20 protein-coding genes are annotated in these 18191 nt (G+C 58.0%); 8 read left to right on the forward strand and 12 right to left on the reverse strand.

What is annotated here, in order from left to right:
- Positions 1-5: 5 nt before the first annotated feature.
- The gene (locus L2D14_14220) at positions 6-1637 is read left to right on the forward strand and encodes an acyl-CoA synthetase (protein WNJ99016.1); all 1632 of its coding nucleotides are present in this window, start codon (positions 6-8) and stop codon (positions 1635-1637) included.
- A 147-nt stretch (positions 1638-1784) separates the two neighbouring features.
- Here L2D14_14220 and L2D14_14225 read toward each other — a convergent pair whose 3' ends face one another.
- Positions 1785-1952, reverse strand: coding sequence for a YdcH family protein (locus L2D14_14225; protein ID WNJ99017.1), 168 nt, complete (start codon positions 1950-1952; stop codon positions 1785-1787).
- Positions 1953-2075: 123 nt separating this feature from the next.
- Positions 2076-3158, reverse strand: a complete 1083-nt coding sequence (locus L2D14_14230) for an ATP-dependent 6-phosphofructokinase (protein WNJ99018.1) — start codon at positions 3156-3158, stop codon at positions 2076-2078.
- A 96-nt stretch (positions 3159-3254) separates the two neighbouring features.
- Between L2D14_14230 and L2D14_14235 the strand changes: the two genes are divergently transcribed.
- Positions 3255-3461: a DUF465 domain-containing protein gene (locus tag L2D14_14235; GenBank protein WNJ99019.1), complete on the forward strand. Its 207-nt coding sequence runs from the start codon at positions 3255-3257 to the stop codon at positions 3459-3461.
- A gap of 31 nt (positions 3462-3492) precedes the next feature.
- Here the strand turns inward: L2D14_14235 and L2D14_14240 are convergent, their stop codons facing one another.
- Complete coding sequence (locus L2D14_14240; protein WNJ99020.1) at positions 3493-4218, reverse strand: GGDEF domain-containing protein; 726 nt, start codon at positions 4216-4218, stop codon at positions 3493-3495.
- Between the two features lie 138 nt (positions 4219-4356).
- Here L2D14_14240 and purE point away from each other — a divergent pair, with 138 nt between their 5' ends.
- Positions 4357-4857 carry a 5-(carboxyamino)imidazole ribonucleotide mutase gene (gene purE / locus L2D14_14245; GenBank protein ID WNJ99021.1) on the forward strand — a complete coding sequence of 167 codons (501 nt, stop codon included), beginning with the start codon at positions 4357-4359 and terminating at the stop codon, positions 4855-4857.
- Between the two features lie 10 nt (positions 4858-4867).
- Positions 4868-5956 (forward strand): 5-(carboxyamino)imidazole ribonucleotide synthase, encoded by a 1089-nt coding sequence (locus L2D14_14250; protein ID WNJ99022.1) that lies wholly within the window; start codon positions 4868-4870, stop codon positions 5954-5956.
- A gap of 44 nt (positions 5957-6000) precedes the next feature.
- On the opposite strand, the gene L2D14_14255 is transcribed toward L2D14_14250, so the two are convergent.
- The 3 genes from L2D14_14255 to def form a co-directional block, all read right to left on the reverse strand.
- Positions 6001-6822, reverse strand: coding sequence for a hypothetical protein (locus L2D14_14255; protein WNJ99023.1), 822 nt, complete (start codon positions 6820-6822; stop codon positions 6001-6003).
- A 341-nt stretch (positions 6823-7163) separates the two neighbouring features.
- Entirely contained in the window at positions 7164-7835 is a 672-nt protein-coding gene (locus L2D14_14260; protein WNJ99024.1) for a COQ9 family protein, read from the reverse strand.
- Positions 7836-7871: 36 nt separating this feature from the next.
- The gene (def, locus tag L2D14_14265; GenBank protein ID WNJ99025.1) at positions 7872-8402 is read right to left on the reverse strand and encodes a peptide deformylase; all 531 of its coding nucleotides are present in this window, start codon (positions 8400-8402) and stop codon (positions 7872-7874) included.
- A gap of 172 nt (positions 8403-8574) precedes the next feature.
- Between def and rpsU the strand changes: the two genes are divergently transcribed.
- Complete coding sequence (rpsU, locus tag L2D14_14270; GenBank protein WNJ99026.1) at positions 8575-8778, forward strand: 30S ribosomal protein S21; 204 nt, start codon at positions 8575-8577, stop codon at positions 8776-8778.
- Positions 8779-8946: 168 nt separating this feature from the next.
- Positions 8947-10158, forward strand: a complete 1212-nt coding sequence (locus L2D14_14275) for a multidrug effflux MFS transporter (protein WNJ99027.1) — start codon at positions 8947-8949, stop codon at positions 10156-10158.
- 52 nt (positions 10159-10210) lie between these two features.
- On the opposite strand, the gene L2D14_14280 is transcribed toward L2D14_14275, so the two are convergent.
- Genes L2D14_14280 through L2D14_14290 form a run of 3 tightly spaced genes read right to left on the reverse strand, consistent with a single transcriptional unit; the run spans position 10211 to position 13269 of the window.
- A complete protein-coding gene (locus L2D14_14280; GenBank protein WNJ99028.1) occupies positions 10211-11605 on the reverse strand; it encodes an NAD(P)(+) transhydrogenase (Re/Si-specific) subunit beta in 1395 nt (464 codons plus the stop codon).
- A gap of 12 nt (positions 11606-11617) precedes the next feature.
- Positions 11618-12040 (reverse strand): NAD(P) transhydrogenase subunit alpha, encoded by a 423-nt coding sequence (locus L2D14_14285; GenBank protein ID WNJ99029.1) that lies wholly within the window; start codon positions 12038-12040, stop codon positions 11618-11620.
- A 2-nt stretch (positions 12041-12042) separates the two neighbouring features.
- Positions 12043-13269, reverse strand: a complete 1227-nt coding sequence (locus tag L2D14_14290; GenBank protein ID WNJ99030.1) for a Re/Si-specific NAD(P)(+) transhydrogenase subunit alpha — start codon at positions 13267-13269, stop codon at positions 12043-12045.
- Between the two features lie 320 nt (positions 13270-13589).
- Here L2D14_14290 and L2D14_14295 point away from each other — a divergent pair, with 320 nt between their 5' ends.
- Positions 13590-14801, forward strand: coding sequence for a M24 family metallopeptidase (locus L2D14_14295; protein ID WNJ99031.1), 1212 nt, complete (start codon positions 13590-13592; stop codon positions 14799-14801).
- A gap of 4 nt (positions 14802-14805) precedes the next feature.
- On the opposite strand, the gene L2D14_14300 is transcribed toward L2D14_14295, so the two are convergent.
- Positions 14806-15204, reverse strand: a complete 399-nt coding sequence (locus tag L2D14_14300; protein WNJ99032.1) for a RidA family protein — start codon at positions 15202-15204, stop codon at positions 14806-14808.
- A gap of 96 nt (positions 15205-15300) precedes the next feature.
- On the opposite strand from L2D14_14300, the gene L2D14_14305 reads away from it, so the two are divergent.
- Entirely contained in the window at positions 15301-16185 is an 885-nt protein-coding gene (locus L2D14_14305; protein ID WNJ99033.1) for an EamA family transporter, read from the forward strand.
- Positions 16186-16196: 11 nt separating this feature from the next.
- Here L2D14_14305 and L2D14_14310 read toward each other — a convergent pair whose 3' ends face one another.
- Positions 16197-16781: a cyclic nucleotide-binding domain-containing protein gene (locus L2D14_14310; protein ID WNJ99034.1), complete on the reverse strand. Its 585-nt coding sequence runs from the start codon at positions 16779-16781 to the stop codon at positions 16197-16199.
- Positions 16782-16849: 68 nt separating this feature from the next.
- Entirely contained in the window at positions 16850-18190 is a 1341-nt protein-coding gene (locus L2D14_14315; protein ID WNJ99035.1) for an AarF/UbiB family protein, read from the reverse strand.
- Position 18191: the final 1 nt, after the last annotated feature.

An 18191-nucleotide genomic window follows, 5' to 3' on the forward strand; every position in this document is an offset into this window, starting at 1 on the left:
ATACCATGGGTGACGTCAGCATTTATGACATTGATCTAGATCAGACCGAAGCGAACTATACCCCACTGTCACCGCTAAGTTTCATCCGCCGCACAGCTGCCGTTTATCCCGACATCACCTCCGTAATTCACGGCAAGCGGCGCTATACGTGGGCCGAGACCTACAAGCGCTGCAAGCGTCTGGCTTCGGCGCTGGCCAAACGTGGCGTCAAAAAAGGTGATACCGTCGCCGTGATGGCATCCAACACCCCTGAAATGTACGAATGCGCCTTTGGCCCCGCAATGATCGGCGCCGTGGTCAACACCCTCAATGTGCGGCTCGATGGGGATATCATCGGCTTCTCTCTGGATCACGCCGACACCAACGTCCTGATCACCGATACCGAGTTTTCACCGACCATCAAAGCGGCGCTGGAAAAGATCGGCCGCGATATATTGGTCATCGACATCAACGACAGCGAATACGACGGTGAGGGCGAGCTTCTCGGCGAAATGGATTACGAGGCATTCCTCGCGACCGGCGATGAGAACCTTGAATGGGATCTGCCGGATAACGAGTGGGATGCCATCAGCCTGAATTACACCTCAGGCACCACTGGCGACCCTAAGGGTGTCGTGTATCATCATCGCGGCGCGTATCTGAACGCGGTAAGCAACGTTCTCGGCTTCAACATGACGCACCATCCGGTCTATCTGTGGACCCTGCCGATGTTCCATTGCAACGGCTGGTGCTTCCCCTGGACCATCGCCGCGATGGCCGGCACCAACGTCTGCCTGCGAAGCGTCAACGCCGGGGAAATCTTTGCCGCAATTGCCGATCACGGGGTCACGCACTTCTGCGGGGCGCCGATCGTGCTCAATTTCGTCATCAATGCGAGCGACGAAGAACGCCGCCCCTTCGATCATACCGTCAACATCATGACCGCCGCCGCCCCGCCGCCGGCAACAACGTTGTCACGCATTCAGGAGCAGGGCTTCAACGTCACGCACGCCTATGGCCTGACAGAGACCTATGGCCCCGCCGTGATGTGTGCCTGGAAATCCGAATGGAACGATGAACCCATCGAGAAACAGGCGTATCTCAAGGCACGCCAGGGTGTGAAATACCATATGCTTGAGGATCTCTGCGTCATGGACCCGGAAACCATGCAACCCGTTCCCGCCGACGGCGAAACAATGGGCGAGGTCATGTTCAAGGGCAACATCGTCATGAAGGGCTATCTCAAGAACAACAAGACCACGAGCGCTTCGCTTGCCGGTGGCTGGTTCCATTCAGGCGACCTCGGCGTTTTGCAGCCGGACGGTTATATTCAGCTCAAGGACCGCTCGAAGGATATCATTATCTCGGGCGGCGAGAACATTTCATCCATAGAAGTCGAGAGCGTGCTGTTCAAACACCCAGACGTTCTCTCCGCCGCCGTCGTTGCCAAGCCCGACGACAAATGGGGGGAAACGCCTTGCGCCTTTCTTGAGATGAAAACCGGCTCAACCGCTACGCCCGAAGACATCATTCAGTTCTGCCGCGACAATCTTGCACACTACAAGTGTCCGAAAAACGTCGTCTTTTCGGAACTGCCGAAAACATCGACGGGTAAAATTCAGAAATTCAAGCTGCGCGAGCAGGCGAAGGAAATCTGACCGCGACAAGCCGACAAAAAGCGCCCTCGACATCACGAGGCTGCTTCATGAAGACGGCGATGCTGTTCTAGAATTAGCCTGAAATAAACAACAAGGCCGCTCCTCGCAGGACGCGGCCTTGCTTGTATCAGAGTGTCACCACGTTATTTACGTGGCGCCCATACTCATTAATTCGTCCTTGATCTTAAGCTTTTGCTTCTTGAGGTCGTGAATGGTGATTTCATCAGGAAGGGATTTTCTTTCTTCGTTTTCGATCTTGCTTTCGAGATCGTGGTGTTTTGTCTGCAGGGCATCAATCCGCTCCGACATACCCATTACTTAATCCTCCTTTTCTGATTACCTGAAACGTTCCTACTTTCTTTCTCACTCCCAGTCAGTCGTAATATTACCGCAACAGACGTCGAATTGCCACAATGAACCGATTAAAAATAGTTCATATTAGGGTCTGTCACCCATACAGATGTCGAGACCGCGCGCTGCCTGCATCCTCGCGCCGGTCAGGTTAACCGGTTTTTCCCGGCCCACCACGTCATCCAACGCAACATCGCAAATAGCACCGTCCCACCACGACACCATTCGCCCGTTAGCTCCCCTCGACAGCAGGTCGACGGCGTGAATCCCGAATGACGACGCCAGCACCCGGTCGAAACTCGACGGTGTGCCGCCGCGCTGGACATGACCCAAAACAGTGACCCGGGTGTCCGCGCCGGTGGCGTCATGAATCTCACGTCCGAGCTGCTGCGCAATCCCACCGAAGATGATCCTGCCCGACTGTTCGCTGAAGACCTGCTCTCCGCCCAAAGGCACAGCGGCTTCGGCACAAACGATGAGTGCGTGATTGCGCCCTTCTTCTTCGTGTATGTCGCGCAGTTTGGCGGCTATGACATCGATGTCGTAGGGAATTTCGGGGATCAGAATAACATCGGCGCCGCCGGCAATGCCGGCACTCAGCGCGATATGACCGGCCTGCCGTCCCATGGTTTCCAGAATCATCACGCGATGGTGGCTGGCCGCCGTCGGCTGCAGCCTGTCCAGGGCTTCGGTCACGACGCCGACAGCGGTATGAAAACCGATAGTAAATTCGGTCATCGGAACGTCATTGTCGATTGTCTTTGGAATGCCGATAAACGGGACCTTCGCCTTTTCCATCAGGGCATGAAGGATTCGCATGGAGCCGTCACCACCAATCCCGATCAGGCCGTCGATGCCGAGCCCGTGAATGGCATCGACGACACTTGCCGAACGGTCTGCTGTCTTGCCGTCCGGCATCGGATAACTGAACGGGTTGCCCTTGTTCACGGTGCCCAGCATGGTACCGCCGCTTCTGAGCACCACTCCTGAAAACACATCAAGGGTCAGCGGCACGGTGCGGGGCGGCGTTGTCAAAAGCCCCTCGGTGCTGTCGAGGATTCCCACCACTTCAGCACCGTACCCTTGCACGCATCTTTTAACGACAGCGCGAATGGCCGCGTTGAGGCCTGAACAATCGCCGCCGCTGGTCAACACACCCACCCGTTTCATGCTATACTTTCCCATTGAGACATCATGTGGAACCTCCTATTGCAGATAGGTGGATTTTGATATCCACTGTCAATACAGTCTAATCCATTGGGCGCCATGACCGACAACGATACCGAGTCACTTAAAACACAGTTGAACGACCTTCAACTAGAGCACCGCGATTTGGACGATGTTATCGAGCACCTGATCGAAACGCGGCCGTTTGACCAGTTGCAAATTCAGCGTCTGAAGAAGCGCAAGCTGTCGCTCAAGGATCAGATCAGGAAGATCGAAAGCCAGTTGCTACCCGATATCATCGCCTGATTATCTCGGCTGATTATTTCAAACCGATTTTTCAGATATTCGCCAGCAGATTGCGGTCAGCGGCATGGATCGCCGCATCTGAAGATGTCCCGGGGCTGAGCTCAGCCGTGCCAAACAGCAAGTTCAGCGGCATCGTTTCGCCTTGTTCCTGAAACGGCGATTTCGCGGCACTGTTGACGATCGCGTCGGCACGCTCACGCGCCAACTTCGTATCCGCCCCTAGCAGGATAACGGCAAAATCACTGCCGCCCAGGCTGCCCAGCACATCGTTCGGCTGCAAGGTCCGCGAAATCGCATTCGCGGCATGAACAAGATAGCGGTCCAGCGCATCCCGGCCGTATGCCCGGCGGACATGTTCCGTATTGGACACGTACAAGACACAAAGCGACGGCATCACCGCCAGATCGCCCAGATGATTGAGCACATGGTTCAGTTCGCGGACAAATTCACGCCGCCCCGGGACCGGCAGATAGGCATGCCGCGCCAGGTCTTCGCGCAGATTCTGCTCTCGCTCGCGTGACATTTCGAGCTGACGGCGCAGGGGTTCGATCTCACCGGCCAGCCTGTCCAGCACCTGCTGTGCGGCGGGCGTTATTTCCGCCGCCAGCCCATCGATTTCAAACGCATCGGCCTCGCCTTTGCGTTCATCCTCGAATTCGCCCGAATGATCCTTCGCGGGATGATCCTTGCCGGCGTTACCGCCCGAATTATTGGCAACGGGAACAATCCCTTGGGCCCGGTTAACGTCCATCGACATAACCCCCAGTTTCCTGCCCCCAAAGTATAGCACATATGGTTAACGCAAGGTTGACGTAAAACGATGATAACCTTGCGCAAAGCGCCGCCGGACCTATAATGCCGCGCTTTCCCGCCCCAGCCAGAAGGAAAGCAAAAGATGGCGGCGCAACAAAATCCTGACGTCGGTATCATCATGGGCAGCCAGTCCGACTGGGAGACCATGAAGAATACGACAGATACCCTGGACGCGCTCGGCGTAACCTATGAAACACGCATCGTATCCGCCCACCGCACCCCGAAACGACTTTACGAATATGCCGAAACGGCCAAAGGCCGGGGCCTCAAGGTGATCATTGCCGGAGCCGGCGGCGCCGCGCATCTGCCGGGCATGGCCGCTGCCATGACGACACTGCCGGTATTCGGTGTGCCGATCGAAAGCAAATCCCTGAAGGGCATGGACAGTCTTCTGTCCATCGCACAAATGCCGGGTGGCGTGCCGGTGGGGACACTGGCGATCGGCAAGGCAGGCGCTATCAACGCGGCGCTTCTGGCGGCTTCCGTGATCGCGCTCGGCGATGCCGATGTGGATCAGGCCCTCGTACAGTGGCGGCAGGCACAAACCGATGCCGTCGCTGACGTACCGCGTGACGATGCCTGAGAACAAAATCATGAAAAACACCCACCCGCTGGCACCCGGAAGCACCATCGGCATCATGGGCGGGGGGCAATTGGGCCGTATGACGGCGCTGGCCGCCGGTCAGCTCGGCTATAAATGCCACATATACTGCCCGGATCAAGACAGCCCTGCGTCACAGGTCTCCGCCGCCACGACGCTCGGCAGCTATGACGATACCGGGGCGCTCCGCAAGTTCGGCGAAGCGGTTGATGTGGTGACGTTCGAATTCGAAAACATCCCGCATGAAAGCGTGCAGTTGCTGTCCGAACATGCGGTGGTGCGGCCGGGCTGGAAAAGTCTTGCCGTTGCGCAGGACCGGTTGGTCGAAAAGGAATTCATCAACACCATCGCAAAAACAACGCCGTTCCGCCGCGTCACCTCGCCGGCCGAGCTTGAAGCTGCCGCCGCCGAGATCGGCCGCCCGGCGGTGCTCAAGACCGCGCGCATGGGTTATGACGGCAAGGGCCAGGTGCTGATTGCGCCCGATTGCGATTACGCCGCCGCATGGTCGGAAATGGGCGCCGATATCGGCATCCTCGAAGCGTTCGTCGATCTCTCCCGGGAAATTTCGGTGATCGTCGCGCGTTCACCGGGCGGCGGCTGGGCGACCTATCCGCCGGTCGAAAACCGCCATGTGAACCATATTCTCGACACCACCATCGCCCCCGCCGTGATGCCGCCCGAAATGGCCAGGGACGCGGTCGATATCGCGCACGCCATCGCCGACGGGCTCGATCTGGTCGGGCTTCTGGCGGTCGAGATGTTCATCACCCGTGCGGGCGAATTGCTGGTCAATGAGATCGCACCCCGGCCACACAATTCCGGGCACTGGACCATGGATGCCTGCCCGACCAGTCAGTTCGAACAGTTCGTCCGTGCCGTCTGCGGTCTGCCGCTGGGCGATGTCACCCCTCACCACGATGCGGAAATGAAGAACCTGATCGGTTCCGCCGTTCGCGGCTGGGCCGACCTGATGTCAGACGCGGGCGCACGGCTTCATCTTTACGGCAAAAAGGAAATCCGCGAAGGCCGCAAGATGGGTCACGTCAACCGGTTGTATCCCAAGGGTCACTGGAAGTAACGCCATCATCGTCACCCCCGCCACGCGGGAATGACGAAAGCGGCTCACATCACGCTCTGGCGCAATCCCGCTTCGATATCGCTTAAGGACAGCCGGTTTTGCTTGAAGGTCTCGAGCAGTTCGATTTCGACCACCACGCTTGGTTCAAGCTCCGCCATGATCAGGCCGCGCACGAAGCTGACCAGCTCCTGTGACTGGCCGGGATAGACAAGCAGGTTGGTGATCAGCTCGCGGCGGATCAGCGGCGGAAACTTGACGGTTTCAATCGCCAGCAGCTTCTTGACCTTCATCGGGATGCGCGGATTGCCGAAGATGCGGTCGAGACAGAAGCTGTAGATGCCGAAGTCCAGTTTGCCGGCGACGGCCTTGGTGAATTCATTGAATTCGTCCAGAAACGCCGGTGCGGAAATCTTGTTTTCCAGCATCTGCCGAACGACGCCTAAAAAGGCGCGATAGCGTAGCCGAGCCGGAGACAGCTTGTCGCCGAGATCCGCCTCGATGGCCAGTATTTCGGCTTCACGAAAACCGCTCTGCAGGATGTGCTGTGCTGACTTGGTAACTGTCGGATCGAGAGCCTGTGCCTCGATCAGTTCGAAAAGCCGCTCATAGGAACGGCGTTTCTTGCGGCTGATGCCGCCGCTCCGCCCCAAAGGCAGCAACGCCGCCTGCGCCACCAGGGGATCGCGCGAATAAATCGTCGCGACCGCGGCCGCAGCCGCATTGCCCATATCGTTTTCCCGGAAATCATCCGTGATCACGAAACGGCTGCCGTCATGCACGGTCAGATAACGTCCGAGCTTTGTGCAGACCATGAAATGATCCGCCAGATCAAGGTGCGCAGGTCCGTGTGTGGCTTCGGCTTGCAAAATGCACGTCTCCAATATTCGCAAAAATCATAACCGAGCCCCCCGGGGGAAGCGAGTCTTCAGGTGAAACCGCCAGCCAGCCTGATAAAAAGCGGTATTTGAAGGCCATAGGCATGCGCATAAGTGAACAACCGCGATTCTCCCGCCATCACGGCAAATGCGCTCACCAAACCGTGTACGGGCGTGATTCGTCATCAGACGGGGACCGGCGCATATTGAATTCAAGCGATGGATATCCTCGCGACCGGGTCCCCCTCCCGGTCTCGCGCTCGAACAGGGCGCGATCTCACCCCTGGTTACGGGGCACGGCTCAAACAGCTGTGCCCCGTTTCTTTTGCGGTTCAGGCCGAGCGTTTGAGTATTTTAAAGGGATTGGGCAATCGTCCGAGACCTTTCGTGAGACGTGCCTGATAGCCCGGAATTTTCATCACATCGTCGATACGACGCTCAAGATATCCCCATGTATCGGCACCGTCCTTCGACGAATCCGCATGCCAGTAAAGCATCGTCGTGGTGTAGACCGGGAACAAAAGGCCGCGTTTGGTGTAATAGTTGAAATCCGTGGCATCGTCACCGGCGGCATACCAGATTCGGTTACAGGTCTCCCATGCCAGCCGCGCCGCCAACGCCTTGTGGGTCGGCAACGCCAGGTAAGCCAGCAGACGCCGATGCGCTTCCTTGTAGGGCATGCATGCTTCAACGCGCGCACGAACACCTGCCGCGACCCGTTCGCGGATTTTCATGGACGAAAGATCAAGAGCGGCGAGTTTCTCCAGCATGCGGCGATCGAAATAGTCGGCGGCGTGTGCCGCCATATCCACCATACCGCCCGGGAAAGCACGGTACGCGGCCCCTTCGCCAAGGCCAGAGGCGTCTTCACCAGACAACAACGCACGCTCGGTCCAGCCATCGAAGGGAACATGGGGCAATGTCGCTTCAAGCATGCGATCGCGCAGTTCAAGGTTCGCCGCCTGGGCATCGTCGTAAACGTCGTGTTGTTTTTTGCCGGACATACTGCCTCCTGAACCAGATACGAAAGCCATTCTAGCTTATTCCGCCGGTTTCGTCATTTCCTCGACATAACCGAAACTGGCAAGATCCGTCATCCGCATCGGATACAGAATACCGTCCAGATGGTCGCATTCGTGCTGCACGACACGTGCGTGGAAGCCTTCGGCTTCGTAATCGAGCCTGTTGCCGTCCAGATCCAGTGCCTGGACACGGATATGCCGGGGACGGGCGACACGGCCCGACATCCCCGGCAGGGACAGGCAGCCCTCGACCCCGGATTCCGCCGTTTCATCCAGAACCGTGATTTCAGGATTGATGAGCACCGTCAATGGATGCCCCGCGTCGTCCTCTGTGCGGTCTTGCGGGACCATGTAGATGACAAGGCGGAGCGGCACATGCACCTGCGGCGCCGCAAGGCCGATTCCCGGCGCATCGTGCATGGTTTCGACCATATCGGCGACAAGACGCCTGATTTCCGCGGCGATTTCCGGGTCCTTCGGGTCGGGAATCTCTTTCGCCACCCCCATCAGCACCGGGTGTCCCATGCGCGCAATCTTCAAAACCGCCACTTTTCAACCCCTTACCGTTTTCAGAACAATTTTCGCAGAACTAAAAAATAACGCAATTCGCCCTTCACAGGGCCCGAAACGTTTGATATAAGGCGCCTCACTCGCGGGGATGGCTCCGCGGACAAGGCTCTTGTGCCCTAACGTACAGATAGTTGGAAAGAGATAGACACCCGTGCAAGTCACCGTTCGTGATAACAATGTCGATCAGGCCCTCAAAGCGCTCAAGAAGAAAATGCAGCGTGAGGGTATCTTCCGTGAAATGAAACTGCGCCGTTCGTACGAAAAGCCGTCCGAACGCCGTGCGCGCGAAAAGGCTGAAGCCGTTCGCCGCGCCCGTAAGCTCGAGCGGAAACGCATCGAGCGCGAAGGTTTCTAACACCGCCTGACGACCTTCCCTTCTGGGTTGCCGGAATAGACGAACCGCCCGAGATGTCTCCCGGGCGGTTTTTCTCGCGTTTAGGGGACATGCATTCATCCTGGTGAATACCTAAATAGAATACACCGTCCTTCTCGCCTCTCACGCCGGCTTCGGAAAGACCAGCACATGAAACGCGAACATCCCCCTCTGGCGTTTCCCGAATTCGTTAGCCTCGTCGCGCTGATGATCTCCATGGTCGCAATGTCGACCGATATCATGCTGCCGGCACTTGGCATCATCGGCCAGGATCTGGGTGTCACGGACCCGAATGACACGCAGCTGATCGTCTCGTCCCTGTTTGGCGGGTTTTGTATCGGACAGCTGCTCGCCGGGCCAATCTCGGACAGTATCGGGCGCAAAAAGACGATTTATGCCGGATACACCATTTTCATCATCGGCTGTCTGCTATCACTTTCCGCACAATCGCTTGAGACTATGCTGATCGGCCGCGTGCTGCAGGGGCTCGGCGCCGCACCGTCACGCATCATCACCATCGCCATTGTCCGAGACAGCTATGAAGGCCGCCCCATGGCCAGGATCATGTCCATCGCCATGGCGATCTTCATCATCGTCCCCGCCATTGCGCCCAGTATTGGTCAGGGGTTGATCCTCGTCGCGAACTGGCAGGCAACTTATGTCTTCCTGTTGGTGATTGCACTGATCTGCTTCATCTGGCTCGCTCTGCGCCAGCCGGAAACCCTGCGCCCGGACACGCATCGGCCGTTTTCGCTCAAAAGTATTGCCAAGGGCATCAGGGAAGCATGCAGCTACAGACCGACGGTCGGCTACACGCTCAGCGCCGGGATCGTATTCGGGGCATTCCTAGGGTATCTCAGCTCGGCGCAGCAGATATTCCAGACCACCTACGGGCTAGGCGAGTTATTCCCGTTATTTTTCGGCATGGCCGCCCTGGCTATCGGCTCGGCCTCGATCTGCAATTCCAGGCTGGTCATGCGGCACGGCATGCGTCTGCTCAGTCATCGCGCACTGATGACGCTCTGCGCGCTGTCGATCATGTTTCTGGCCCTCAATATCGCGATCTGGGACGGCGTACCGCCGCTTTGGCTGTTCATGGGCTGGCTGCTCGGTACGTTCTTCTGTGTCGGCATGCTGTTCGGCAATTTCAATGCGCTTGCGATGGAGCCCCTCGGCCACATGGCGGGCCTTGGCGCGGCTCTGGTCGGTTCCGTATCGACGTTCATCTCGCTGCCGCTCGGTTGGGGAATCGGTCATTCATATGACGGCAGCGTCTTGCCGTTGGTCGGGGGTTTCGCGCTGCTCGGCTGCCTGTCGCTGGCGATGATGACATGGACTGAGCGCTCGACGGAAAAAGCATAAAAAAGCCGCCCGGAATTGCGCCCGGGCGGCTTTTGCTGTCTTCGGTGACGGCTTATTCCAGGCCGCCGACGATATCTTCGGTCATTGCCTTCGCATCGCCGAACAACATCATCGTGTTGTCGGCATAGAACAACGGGTTATCGACACCCGCATAACCCGGGCTGAGCGAACGCTTCACGAACAGTACCGTACCGGCCTTTTCGACATCGAGGATCGGCATCCCGGCGATCGGCGATGTCGGGTCCGTCTTTGCGACCGGGTTGGTAACATCGTTGGCGCCGATCACGTATGCGACATCGGCGGTGGCGAACTCGTGGTTGATCTCTTCCAGTTCGAACACCTCGTCATACGGCACGTTGGCTTCGGCCAGCAAAACGTTCATGTGCCCCGGCATACGGCCGGCGACCGGATGGATAGCGTATTTGACCTCGACCCCTTCGGCTTTCAGCTTATCGGCCATTTCACGCACGGCGTGCTGTGCCTGCGCCACCGCCATGCCGTACCCCGGCACGATGATGACCTTGGATGCGTTGCCCATGATGAACGCCGCATCCGCTGCCGCACCGGCTTTTGCCTGACGGTCGGGATCGCTGGTTGCGCCCGGACCGGCGGCACTGTCGCCGCCGAAACCGCCCAGAAGCACATTGATGATCGAGCGGTTCATGCCTTTGCACATGATGTAGCTGAGGATCGCGCCCGAGGAGCCGACCAGCGCCCCGGTGATGATCAGCGCCGGGTTAGCAAGCGTGAAGCCGATACCGGCAGCCGCCCAGCCAGAGTACGAGTTCAGCATCGAGACGACGACCGGCATGTCGGCGCCGCCGATCGGCACGATGATCAGGAAGCCGATGACGAACGACAGGATCAGCAGCAGCCAGAACGCCCCATAGCTCTCGGTACGGCAGAAATAGACCAGCAGCGCCAGCATCGACAGCGCAATAATCAGATTCAGCAGGTGCTGGCCCTTAAAGGTGATCGGGTTGCCCGACATGATACCGCGCAACTTGGCGAAGGCGATGACCGACCCCGAGAAGGTAATGGCACCGATGGTCATGCCGAGGCCCATTTCGATCAGCGAGCCCGCAGGCAGCGACCCCTTGGAGCCGATTTCATAGGCTTCGGGGTGGTACAACGCCGCCAACGCCACGAATACGGCCGCCAGACCGACCAGCGAGTGGAAGGCTGCGACCAGTTCCGGCAAGGCCGTCATTTCAATCTTCTTGGCAACGACCGTCCCGATGCCGCCACCGATGAGGACGGCGACCGCGATCCAGCCATACGACACAACGTCCGGATGGGCGATCGTCGTGACGATGGCGATAGCCATCCCAATGATACCGAACGTATTGCCGCGGCGCGCGGTCTCAGGACTGGAAAGCCCCTTCAGCGCAAGGATGAAGAGGACGGCAGAGATAAGGTAAAAATATCCAACGAGTGTTCCGCTCATGATCCGGCTCCCTTATTTCTGCTTCTTTTTGAACATGGCGAGCATGCGTTGCGTCACGATGAAACCGCCGAAGATATTGATCGACGCCAGCAGCACCGCAAAGAAACCCATGACCTTGGAAAAGTCCATCAGCGCGGGACCGACAGCCAGCAGGCCGCCGACGATAATCACCGATGAAATGGCGTTGGTTACACCCATCAGCGGCGAATGCAGCGCCGGGGTCACGTTCCAGACAACGTGATAACCGACGAAACAGGCCATGACGAAAATCGTGAACATGGACAGGAAATCGGCACCGCCGTGGGTCAACGCGACGTCACCAGTGGCAACCACGACCTGGGTCGCCGAATGCGCCAGATCGCCCGCCTGCTGGGACAGTTTTTCGAGGCCGGTTGCAAGTTCGGCCGCTTTATCCGCAAGGGTCGCTTTATCCATGATCAGGCCCCTTTCTCATCTTCGGTTTTGGTTTCATCCTTCTTCGCCGGGGCCTTCCTGGCCGGTGGCTTTTTAGCCCCGCCCTTGGCGCTCAGCACATCGCTGACACGCTCGGAAACGATCTTGCCGTCCTTGCAGACCATCGTGCCTTCGACAGTGGCATCTTCCGCGTCGAATTTAAATGCGCCCTTTTCCTTGTCGAAATGCGGCGAAACGAAGTTGAACAGATTCTTGGCGAACAGCGCCGATGCCGTTTCGGCCAGGCGGCTCGGCAGGTTCAAGCGCCCATCGATGATGACGCCGTTCTTCGTCGTCGTGACCTCGCCCGGCTTGGTCAATTCGCAGTTGCCGCCCGCTTCCGCCGCCATATCGACGATCACGGCGCCGGATTTCATGCTTTCGACCATGTCCTTGGTGATCAGCTTCGGCGCCGGGCGACCCGGGATCAGCGCCGTGGTCACGACGATGTCCTGTTTCGGCAGGTGTTCGCGCACCTTCTGTTTCTGCTTTTCGAAATACTCCGGCGGCATTTCCTTGGCGTACCCGCCTTCGGTTTCCGCCTCTTTTTCCATTTCCGGATCGACTTCAAGGAACTTACCGCCCAGTGAAGCAACTTGTTCCTTGGTGGCAGGACGGACGTCGGTCGCGCTGACCGCCGCGCCCAGACGTTTTGCCGTGGCAATCGCCTGCAGGCCGGCGACACCAACGCCCATGATAAAGGCACGAGCCGGCGGTACGGTACCAGCGGCCGTCATCATCATCGGCATCGCCCGGCCGTAAAGTTCGGTCGCGTTCAGGACAGCCTTGTAACCGGCAAGGTTCGCTTGCGACGATAGGATGTCCATGGATTGCGCCCGCGAGATGCGCGGCATCAGTTCCATTGCGAAACCGGTCGCGCCGGATTTTGCCAGCGTTTCGATCCCCTCTGGTTCCGTGAGCGCTGCAAGATGCGCGCACACGACCTGCCCCTTGGAAAGTTTCGAGCTCTCGGTCTTGGTCGGCGCCGAGATCTTCCAGACCATGCCCGCATCCTTGACCGTCGCGGCAAAGTCCTTGGCGATCGATGCACCGGCAGCCTTGAAAGTCTCATCCGAGATCGATGCGCCGTCACCGGCGCCCTGTTCGACGACGACGTCGCACCCGAGACCGGTCAGTTTTCCGATGACCTCGACGGACGCAGCAACGCGGTCTTCGCCCGGCGCACGTTCCTTGGGTATCGCAATTTTCATGACATCCTCACTCAAAACAATTCGTTCTTATTCATTCAACAAAAGATACCAGTGCCCATCGGCAACGGTGACTGGTTGTTATGCCGTTTGTCGGATACATGCGCAAGTGGCACTCACCCCCCTGACTTTCAAGTCGCGCCCGTTATTATTAAGCGCTCCCAACTATTATATTCAAAAAAACGCATATGTATACCCATCTGGTATACCAGATTAGGTATACCAGTTTTCATTTCTCCAATTCAATGACCTTCCATCGATTTCAGAAGCATTGCCAGCGCACCGTCTCGTCCATAAAAATACAGGATCACTAGGAGACTCACATGGACGGATTAAAGAACATCATCACCATTCGTAACGGTGAACAAGCCGAACACACGTTTCCGCCCGAAGAGTTCGAGCGCAGGCTGGCCCTGCTCCGCGCCCATATGGCCGCCGAAAACATCGAGACGGCGCTGTTCACCTCCTACCAGAACATCAATTATTACGCCGATTTTCTGTTTTGTCATTTCGGCAGGTTCTACGCGTTGGTGGTCGATCACGAGAATCAGACAACCTTGAGCGCCAATATCGACGGCGGACAGCCATGGCGACGGACACACGGCGACAACCTGATTTATACCGACTGGGCGCGGGACAACTACTTCAGGGGATTGCAACAGCTGGTCGGTAAAAGCCGTCGCGTCGGGATCGAGTTCGATCACATGACGCTGCAGAACATGGAAAAGTTGAAAGCCGCCTTCCCGGGTACGGAATTCGTCGATATCGCGAACGCCTGCATGTACATGCGGATGATCAAATCGGATGTCGAGATTGCCCTGATCAAACATGGCGCAAATGTCGCAGACATCGGCGGCGCCGCCTGCGTCAGTGCCATTGCACCCGGCGTTGCCGAGCATGAGGTCGCCATTGCGTCGACCGAGGCCATGGTCCGCGAGATCGCCAGACGTTTTCCGCATTCGGAATTGCGCGACACCTGGACCTGGTTCCAGAGCGGCATTAACACTGACGGTGCACACAATCCGGTCACCACACGCAAGATTGAACGCGGCGATATCCTGTCGCTCAACTGTTTCCCGATGATCGCCGGTTATTACACTGCGCTGGAACGCACGCTCTTCTGCGGGGACGTTGCCGACGCCCACCTGAAGTACTGGCAGATCAACGTCGATGTGCACGAACGTGGTCTGGAACTGATCAAACCCGGCGCCAGGTGCTGCGACATCGCTAACGAACTGAACGAAATTTACCGCGCGCATGGGTGCCTGGAGCGGCGCACCTTCGGCTATGGGCATTCATTCGGCGTGCTGTCGCACTATTACGGGCGCGAGGCGGGCCTGGAACTGCGCGAGGATATCGATACCGTGCTGGAGCCGAACATGGTCGTTTCCATGGAACCGATGATCATGATCCCGGAAGGCGAACCCGGCGCTGGTGGCTACCGTGAGCACGATATCCTTGTCGTCACCGAAACGGGCGCCGAGAACATCACCGGCTTTCCGTACGGGCCGGAACACAACGTGGTGGGAGGATAGTCGCTCATCCCGGCCGTTTGGCGACCATATCAATCTCGACCAACGCGCCCTTGGCCAGCCCGGTAACACCGACACAGGTGCGCGCCGGTAGCCGATCGGGCGGGAAATAACTTTTGTAGGCATTGTTCATTTCCTCGTAATCACGCTCGAACTCGGTAATGAACACCCGCGCCGACAAGACATGCTCAAGCCCAAGGCCGAGCCCTTCCAGAACGATGATCAGATTATCCATGACACGCCGGGTCTGCGCGGCGACGCCGTCCGCAAGCGGGGCCGTGTCGTCATCGGGGTCGGTCGGCATCTGGCCGGTAAGCTGAATCCAGCCGTCGCATTCGACGGCGTGTGAAAACGGCGCGACGTGAGTCGGCGCGGCTGAAAAGTTGTGAAAAATAGGTCCCGACATGCGTTTTCCCCGGTTCTGTTCTCTGTCATGGTAACAGCGGTTCTATAAACCCATTAGACGAGGCAGGCCGCAACCTGTCCAGCCGGAGAAACATCGATGAGCGACGCCGTCCGCACAATGGGTCAGCGCGAAGGTATGATGCTGGCGTTCATTGCCGCCACATCGCTGGCTTTTGTTACGACCTGCGCACGGTTGATGTATGCCGCCGGCTCGACCCCGTTGACGCTGATAACCCTCAGAGGCGGCCTGGGCGTCCTCGTGCTTTTTGTGATCGCCTATTTGATAACCAAGCGCATCGCCCTGCCCCGCGCGGCATGGCGGGACACGGCAGTGGCCGGGATCGGCCTGACGATGATCACGTTCGGCTATATGAGCAGCGTCGCCTATATCCCGGTCGGGCTGGCGGCACTGATATTCTATACCTTCCCGCTGGTCGTGCTGGTCTATGAAGCGATCCGCGCGCGGCGCCTGCCCGGTCCGCGCAGGCTGGCCACATTCGCCGCCGCCTTCGCCGGGCTCGGTCTCGCCATCGGCCCCAGTTTCGATACCCTCAATCCCATTGGCATGGTGCTCGCGTTCATCGGCGGCCTGGGCACGGTGGTGCTGTTTCTGTCCGGTGCCAGGGCATCGCAACACACCGAACCATTGCTGGTCGCCAGCTATGCCAATCTGTTCCTGTTTCCGGTTGCGCTTGTCTGCATGTTCGTGCTGGATGCCTACGCACCGCCTGAAACCGATATCGGCTGGCTGGCGCTGGCCGGAGCAGGCCTTGCTTATCTGATCGGCGTCACGGCGCAGATCATGGCCGTCAAGCTGGCCAATGCAGGCGATGTCTCGCTGGTTCACAATATCGAACCGGTGGTTTCGATCGCCGTTGCCTGGATCGTGCTGAACGAGACCCTGAGCGGCATTCAGTTAACGGGGGTGGCGCTGGTGATCGCCGCCATTTTCGCCGGCACCCGGCTTTCAAAAGAGATTTGAAACGCTCGGTTCTATTTCTCGCGTACGACATCCGTGTCGCGCAGGACGTTGTTACGCTTGTCAGGATGTGATTTGAAATCTTCTCGAAGTTCCTCGATCAGTTTGTCGATCTGTTCCAGCTTGGCGAGGCCCGCCTGATTGATCTCGTTTTCATCAAGGCGCGTCAGATACAATCTGAAGCCCTGAATATGAAACTGGATCGCGTTCATGTAATCGGTCAGCGAGCGGGCACGTCGCATATAAGCCTGATGCACGCTGCGCAGACTGTTGACGAGGATTTTTATAATCGCCTTCAGGAACGGATCGGATTTTGCGATCCGGGCTTCCAGTGCGGCCGCCGGAATCTCGATGACCACTGTTTCTTCCTTGGCAACGGCGTGCGCCATGCGCTTGGAACCGTCGATAATCGCCATTTCGCCGAACAACTCACCGGGGTTCAGCGTTGCCAGTTCGACTTCCTCGCCCTCGACGAGCTTGTAGATGCCGATCAGGCCGCTATCGACGATAAATGCGGAATCCCCAGGGTCGCCGTCACGAAAAAGCGTTTCCCCAATTTGCAGGAATTTTTTCTTGGTACCGCCACCCTCGATGAACATGACCTATCCTTGTGCTCTGTAATCGGGCAAGTCTAATCACACACACAGGGGCCAACAAGCGCCCCGGATCAGTTCGGATTGTCGAGGGCGACACCCTTCAGGGCCGATGCCTGTCGCTTGGCAAGCGCACCGACATCAAAGCCTTCGATCAATTCATGAAACATCCTGTGCCAGTTGATCTCGGCGCCCAGATGCGTGAACACACTGCCAAGACCGATGGCGGCACGGTCCATCAGAACGAACTCGCGCGGCGGCGTGACACCGCCTACTTCCTTTAGCTGCGCATGAACCTTGGCGGCTACACCCGCCCCGTACTGCACGCCGCTTTTTTCCTGGATCGTCTGCACCTTGTCTTCAAGCAGCGGCGCATACAGGAAGTGCGCCCACTGGTTCAGGATGGCGATGACCTTCTTGTCGAGATTTTTAAAACCCCATGTTTCATAGGCTTTAACAGCCAAATCCTCATCGTGGTGCAGCAGCGCGAAATAGAGATCGATCACCGCACCGACAAAGCTTGCCGGGAAAATCCGGATGCACCCGTAATCGAGCAGGTTGATCGCACCATCGGCGCACGTGCTGTAATTGCCGAGATGCGGGTCGCCATGGATGACACCGTACTTGTAAAACGGCACGTACCATGCCCGGAACATGCTGAGCGCCAGTTTGTTGCGCATTTCGATGGGGGCGTCACGGCTATCCAGAAGCGGCTTGCCGTCCAGCCAGGTCATCGACAGTAAGCGTTTCGTCGATACGTCGCTGAGCGGTTCGGGCACATGCACGCAGTCCTCACCCGACAGCATGTGCCTATACAGCAGCATGTTCTGCGCTTCACGTTCGTAATCCAGTTCTTCACGGAGCCGTTCCGAAAGTTCCAGATGAATTTCACTGGGATCGATGGAATTGTCATAGCGGCGGTAAATGGAAAAAACGAACTTGAGCTGCTTCAAGTCCGCTTCAACCGCCGAGGCCATATCCGGATACTGGATCTTGCAGGCAAGTTCGCGGCCGTCGAGCGACCTGGCCCTGTGCACCTGTCCCAGCGACGCCGCCTTGCAGGCTTCATGCTCGAACGTCTCGAAACGTTTTTGCCAGCCTGCGCCCAACTCCGCCGTCATGCGCCGCTTGACGAACGCCCATCCCATTGGCGGTGCGTTGGTCTGCAGCTTGATCAGTTCCTTGGTGTATTCCTCGGGCAGAACATCGGGAATGGTCGAGAGTATCTGTGCGACCTTCATCAGCGGCCCCTTGAGGCCGCCCAGCGCCAACTGGATTTCCCGCGCATGTTCGGCCTTGTCGAGCTTGATACCGAATACCCGACCGCCGACCGCCTTGACGGCAACACCGCTGACGGCGCCACCAACCTTGGCATAGCGCCGCACCCGGCCGCCGAAACTGTTATTCTCGCTCATT

Source organism: Thalassospiraceae bacterium LMO-JJ14 (genome assembly GCA_021555105.2).
Taxonomy (GTDB): domain Bacteria; phylum Pseudomonadota; class Alphaproteobacteria; order Rhodospirillales; family Casp-alpha2; genus UBA4479.

Bases quoted from the DNA above. Each gene is read 5' to 3' on its own strand.
- L2D14_14280 (WNJ99028.1), bottom strand. From the start codon at position 11,605: ATGAGCGGAACACTCGTTGGATATTTTTACCTTATCTCTGCCGTCCTC.
- L2D14_14290 (WNJ99030.1), bottom strand. From the start codon at position 13,269: ATGAAAATTGCGATACCCAAGGAACGTGCGCCGGGCGAAGACCGCGTT.
- L2D14_14235 (WNJ99019.1), top strand. From the start codon at position 3,255: ATGACCGACAACGATACCGAGTCACTTAAAACACAGTTGAACGACCTT.
- L2D14_14220 (WNJ99016.1), top strand. From the start codon at position 6: ATGGGTGACGTCAGCATTTATGACATTGATCTAGATCAGACCGAAGCG.
- L2D14_14295 (WNJ99031.1), top strand. From the start codon at position 13,590: ATGGACGGATTAAAGAACATCATCACCATTCGTAACGGTGAACAAGCC.
- L2D14_14275 (WNJ99027.1), top strand. From the start codon at position 8,947: ATGAAACGCGAACATCCCCCTCTGGCGTTTCCCGAATTCGTTAGCCTC.
- L2D14_14310 (WNJ99034.1), bottom strand. From the start codon at position 16,781: ATGTTCATCGAGGGTGGCGGTACCAAGAAAAAATTCCTGCAAATTGGG.
- L2D14_14305 (WNJ99033.1), top strand. From the start codon at position 15,301: ATGAGCGACGCCGTCCGCACAATGGGTCAGCGCGAAGGTATGATGCTG.
- L2D14_14240 (WNJ99020.1), bottom strand. From the start codon at position 4,218: ATGTCGATGGACGTTAACCGGGCCCAAGGGATTGTTCCCGTTGCCAAT.
- L2D14_14285 (WNJ99029.1), bottom strand. From the start codon at position 12,040: ATGGATAAAGCGACCCTTGCGGATAAAGCGGCCGAACTTGCAACCGGC.
- L2D14_14250 (WNJ99022.1), top strand. From the start codon at position 4,868: ATGAAAAACACCCACCCGCTGGCACCCGGAAGCACCATCGGCATCATG.
- purE (WNJ99021.1), top strand. From the start codon at position 4,357: ATGGCGGCGCAACAAAATCCTGACGTCGGTATCATCATGGGCAGCCAG.
- L2D14_14300 (WNJ99032.1), bottom strand. From the start codon at position 15,204: ATGTCGGGACCTATTTTTCACAACTTTTCAGCCGCGCCGACTCACGTC.
- L2D14_14260 (WNJ99024.1), bottom strand. From the start codon at position 7,835: ATGTCCGGCAAAAAACAACACGACGTTTACGACGATGCCCAGGCGGCG.
- L2D14_14315 (WNJ99035.1), bottom strand. From the start codon at position 18,190: ATGAGCGAGAATAACAGTTTCGGCGGCCGGGTGCGGCGCTATGCCAAG.
- L2D14_14230 (WNJ99018.1), bottom strand. From the start codon at position 3,158: ATGAAACGGGTGGGTGTGTTGACCAGCGGCGGCGATTGTTCAGGCCTC.
- L2D14_14225 (WNJ99017.1), bottom strand. From the start codon at position 1,952: ATGGGTATGTCGGAGCGGATTGATGCCCTGCAGACAAAACACCACGAT.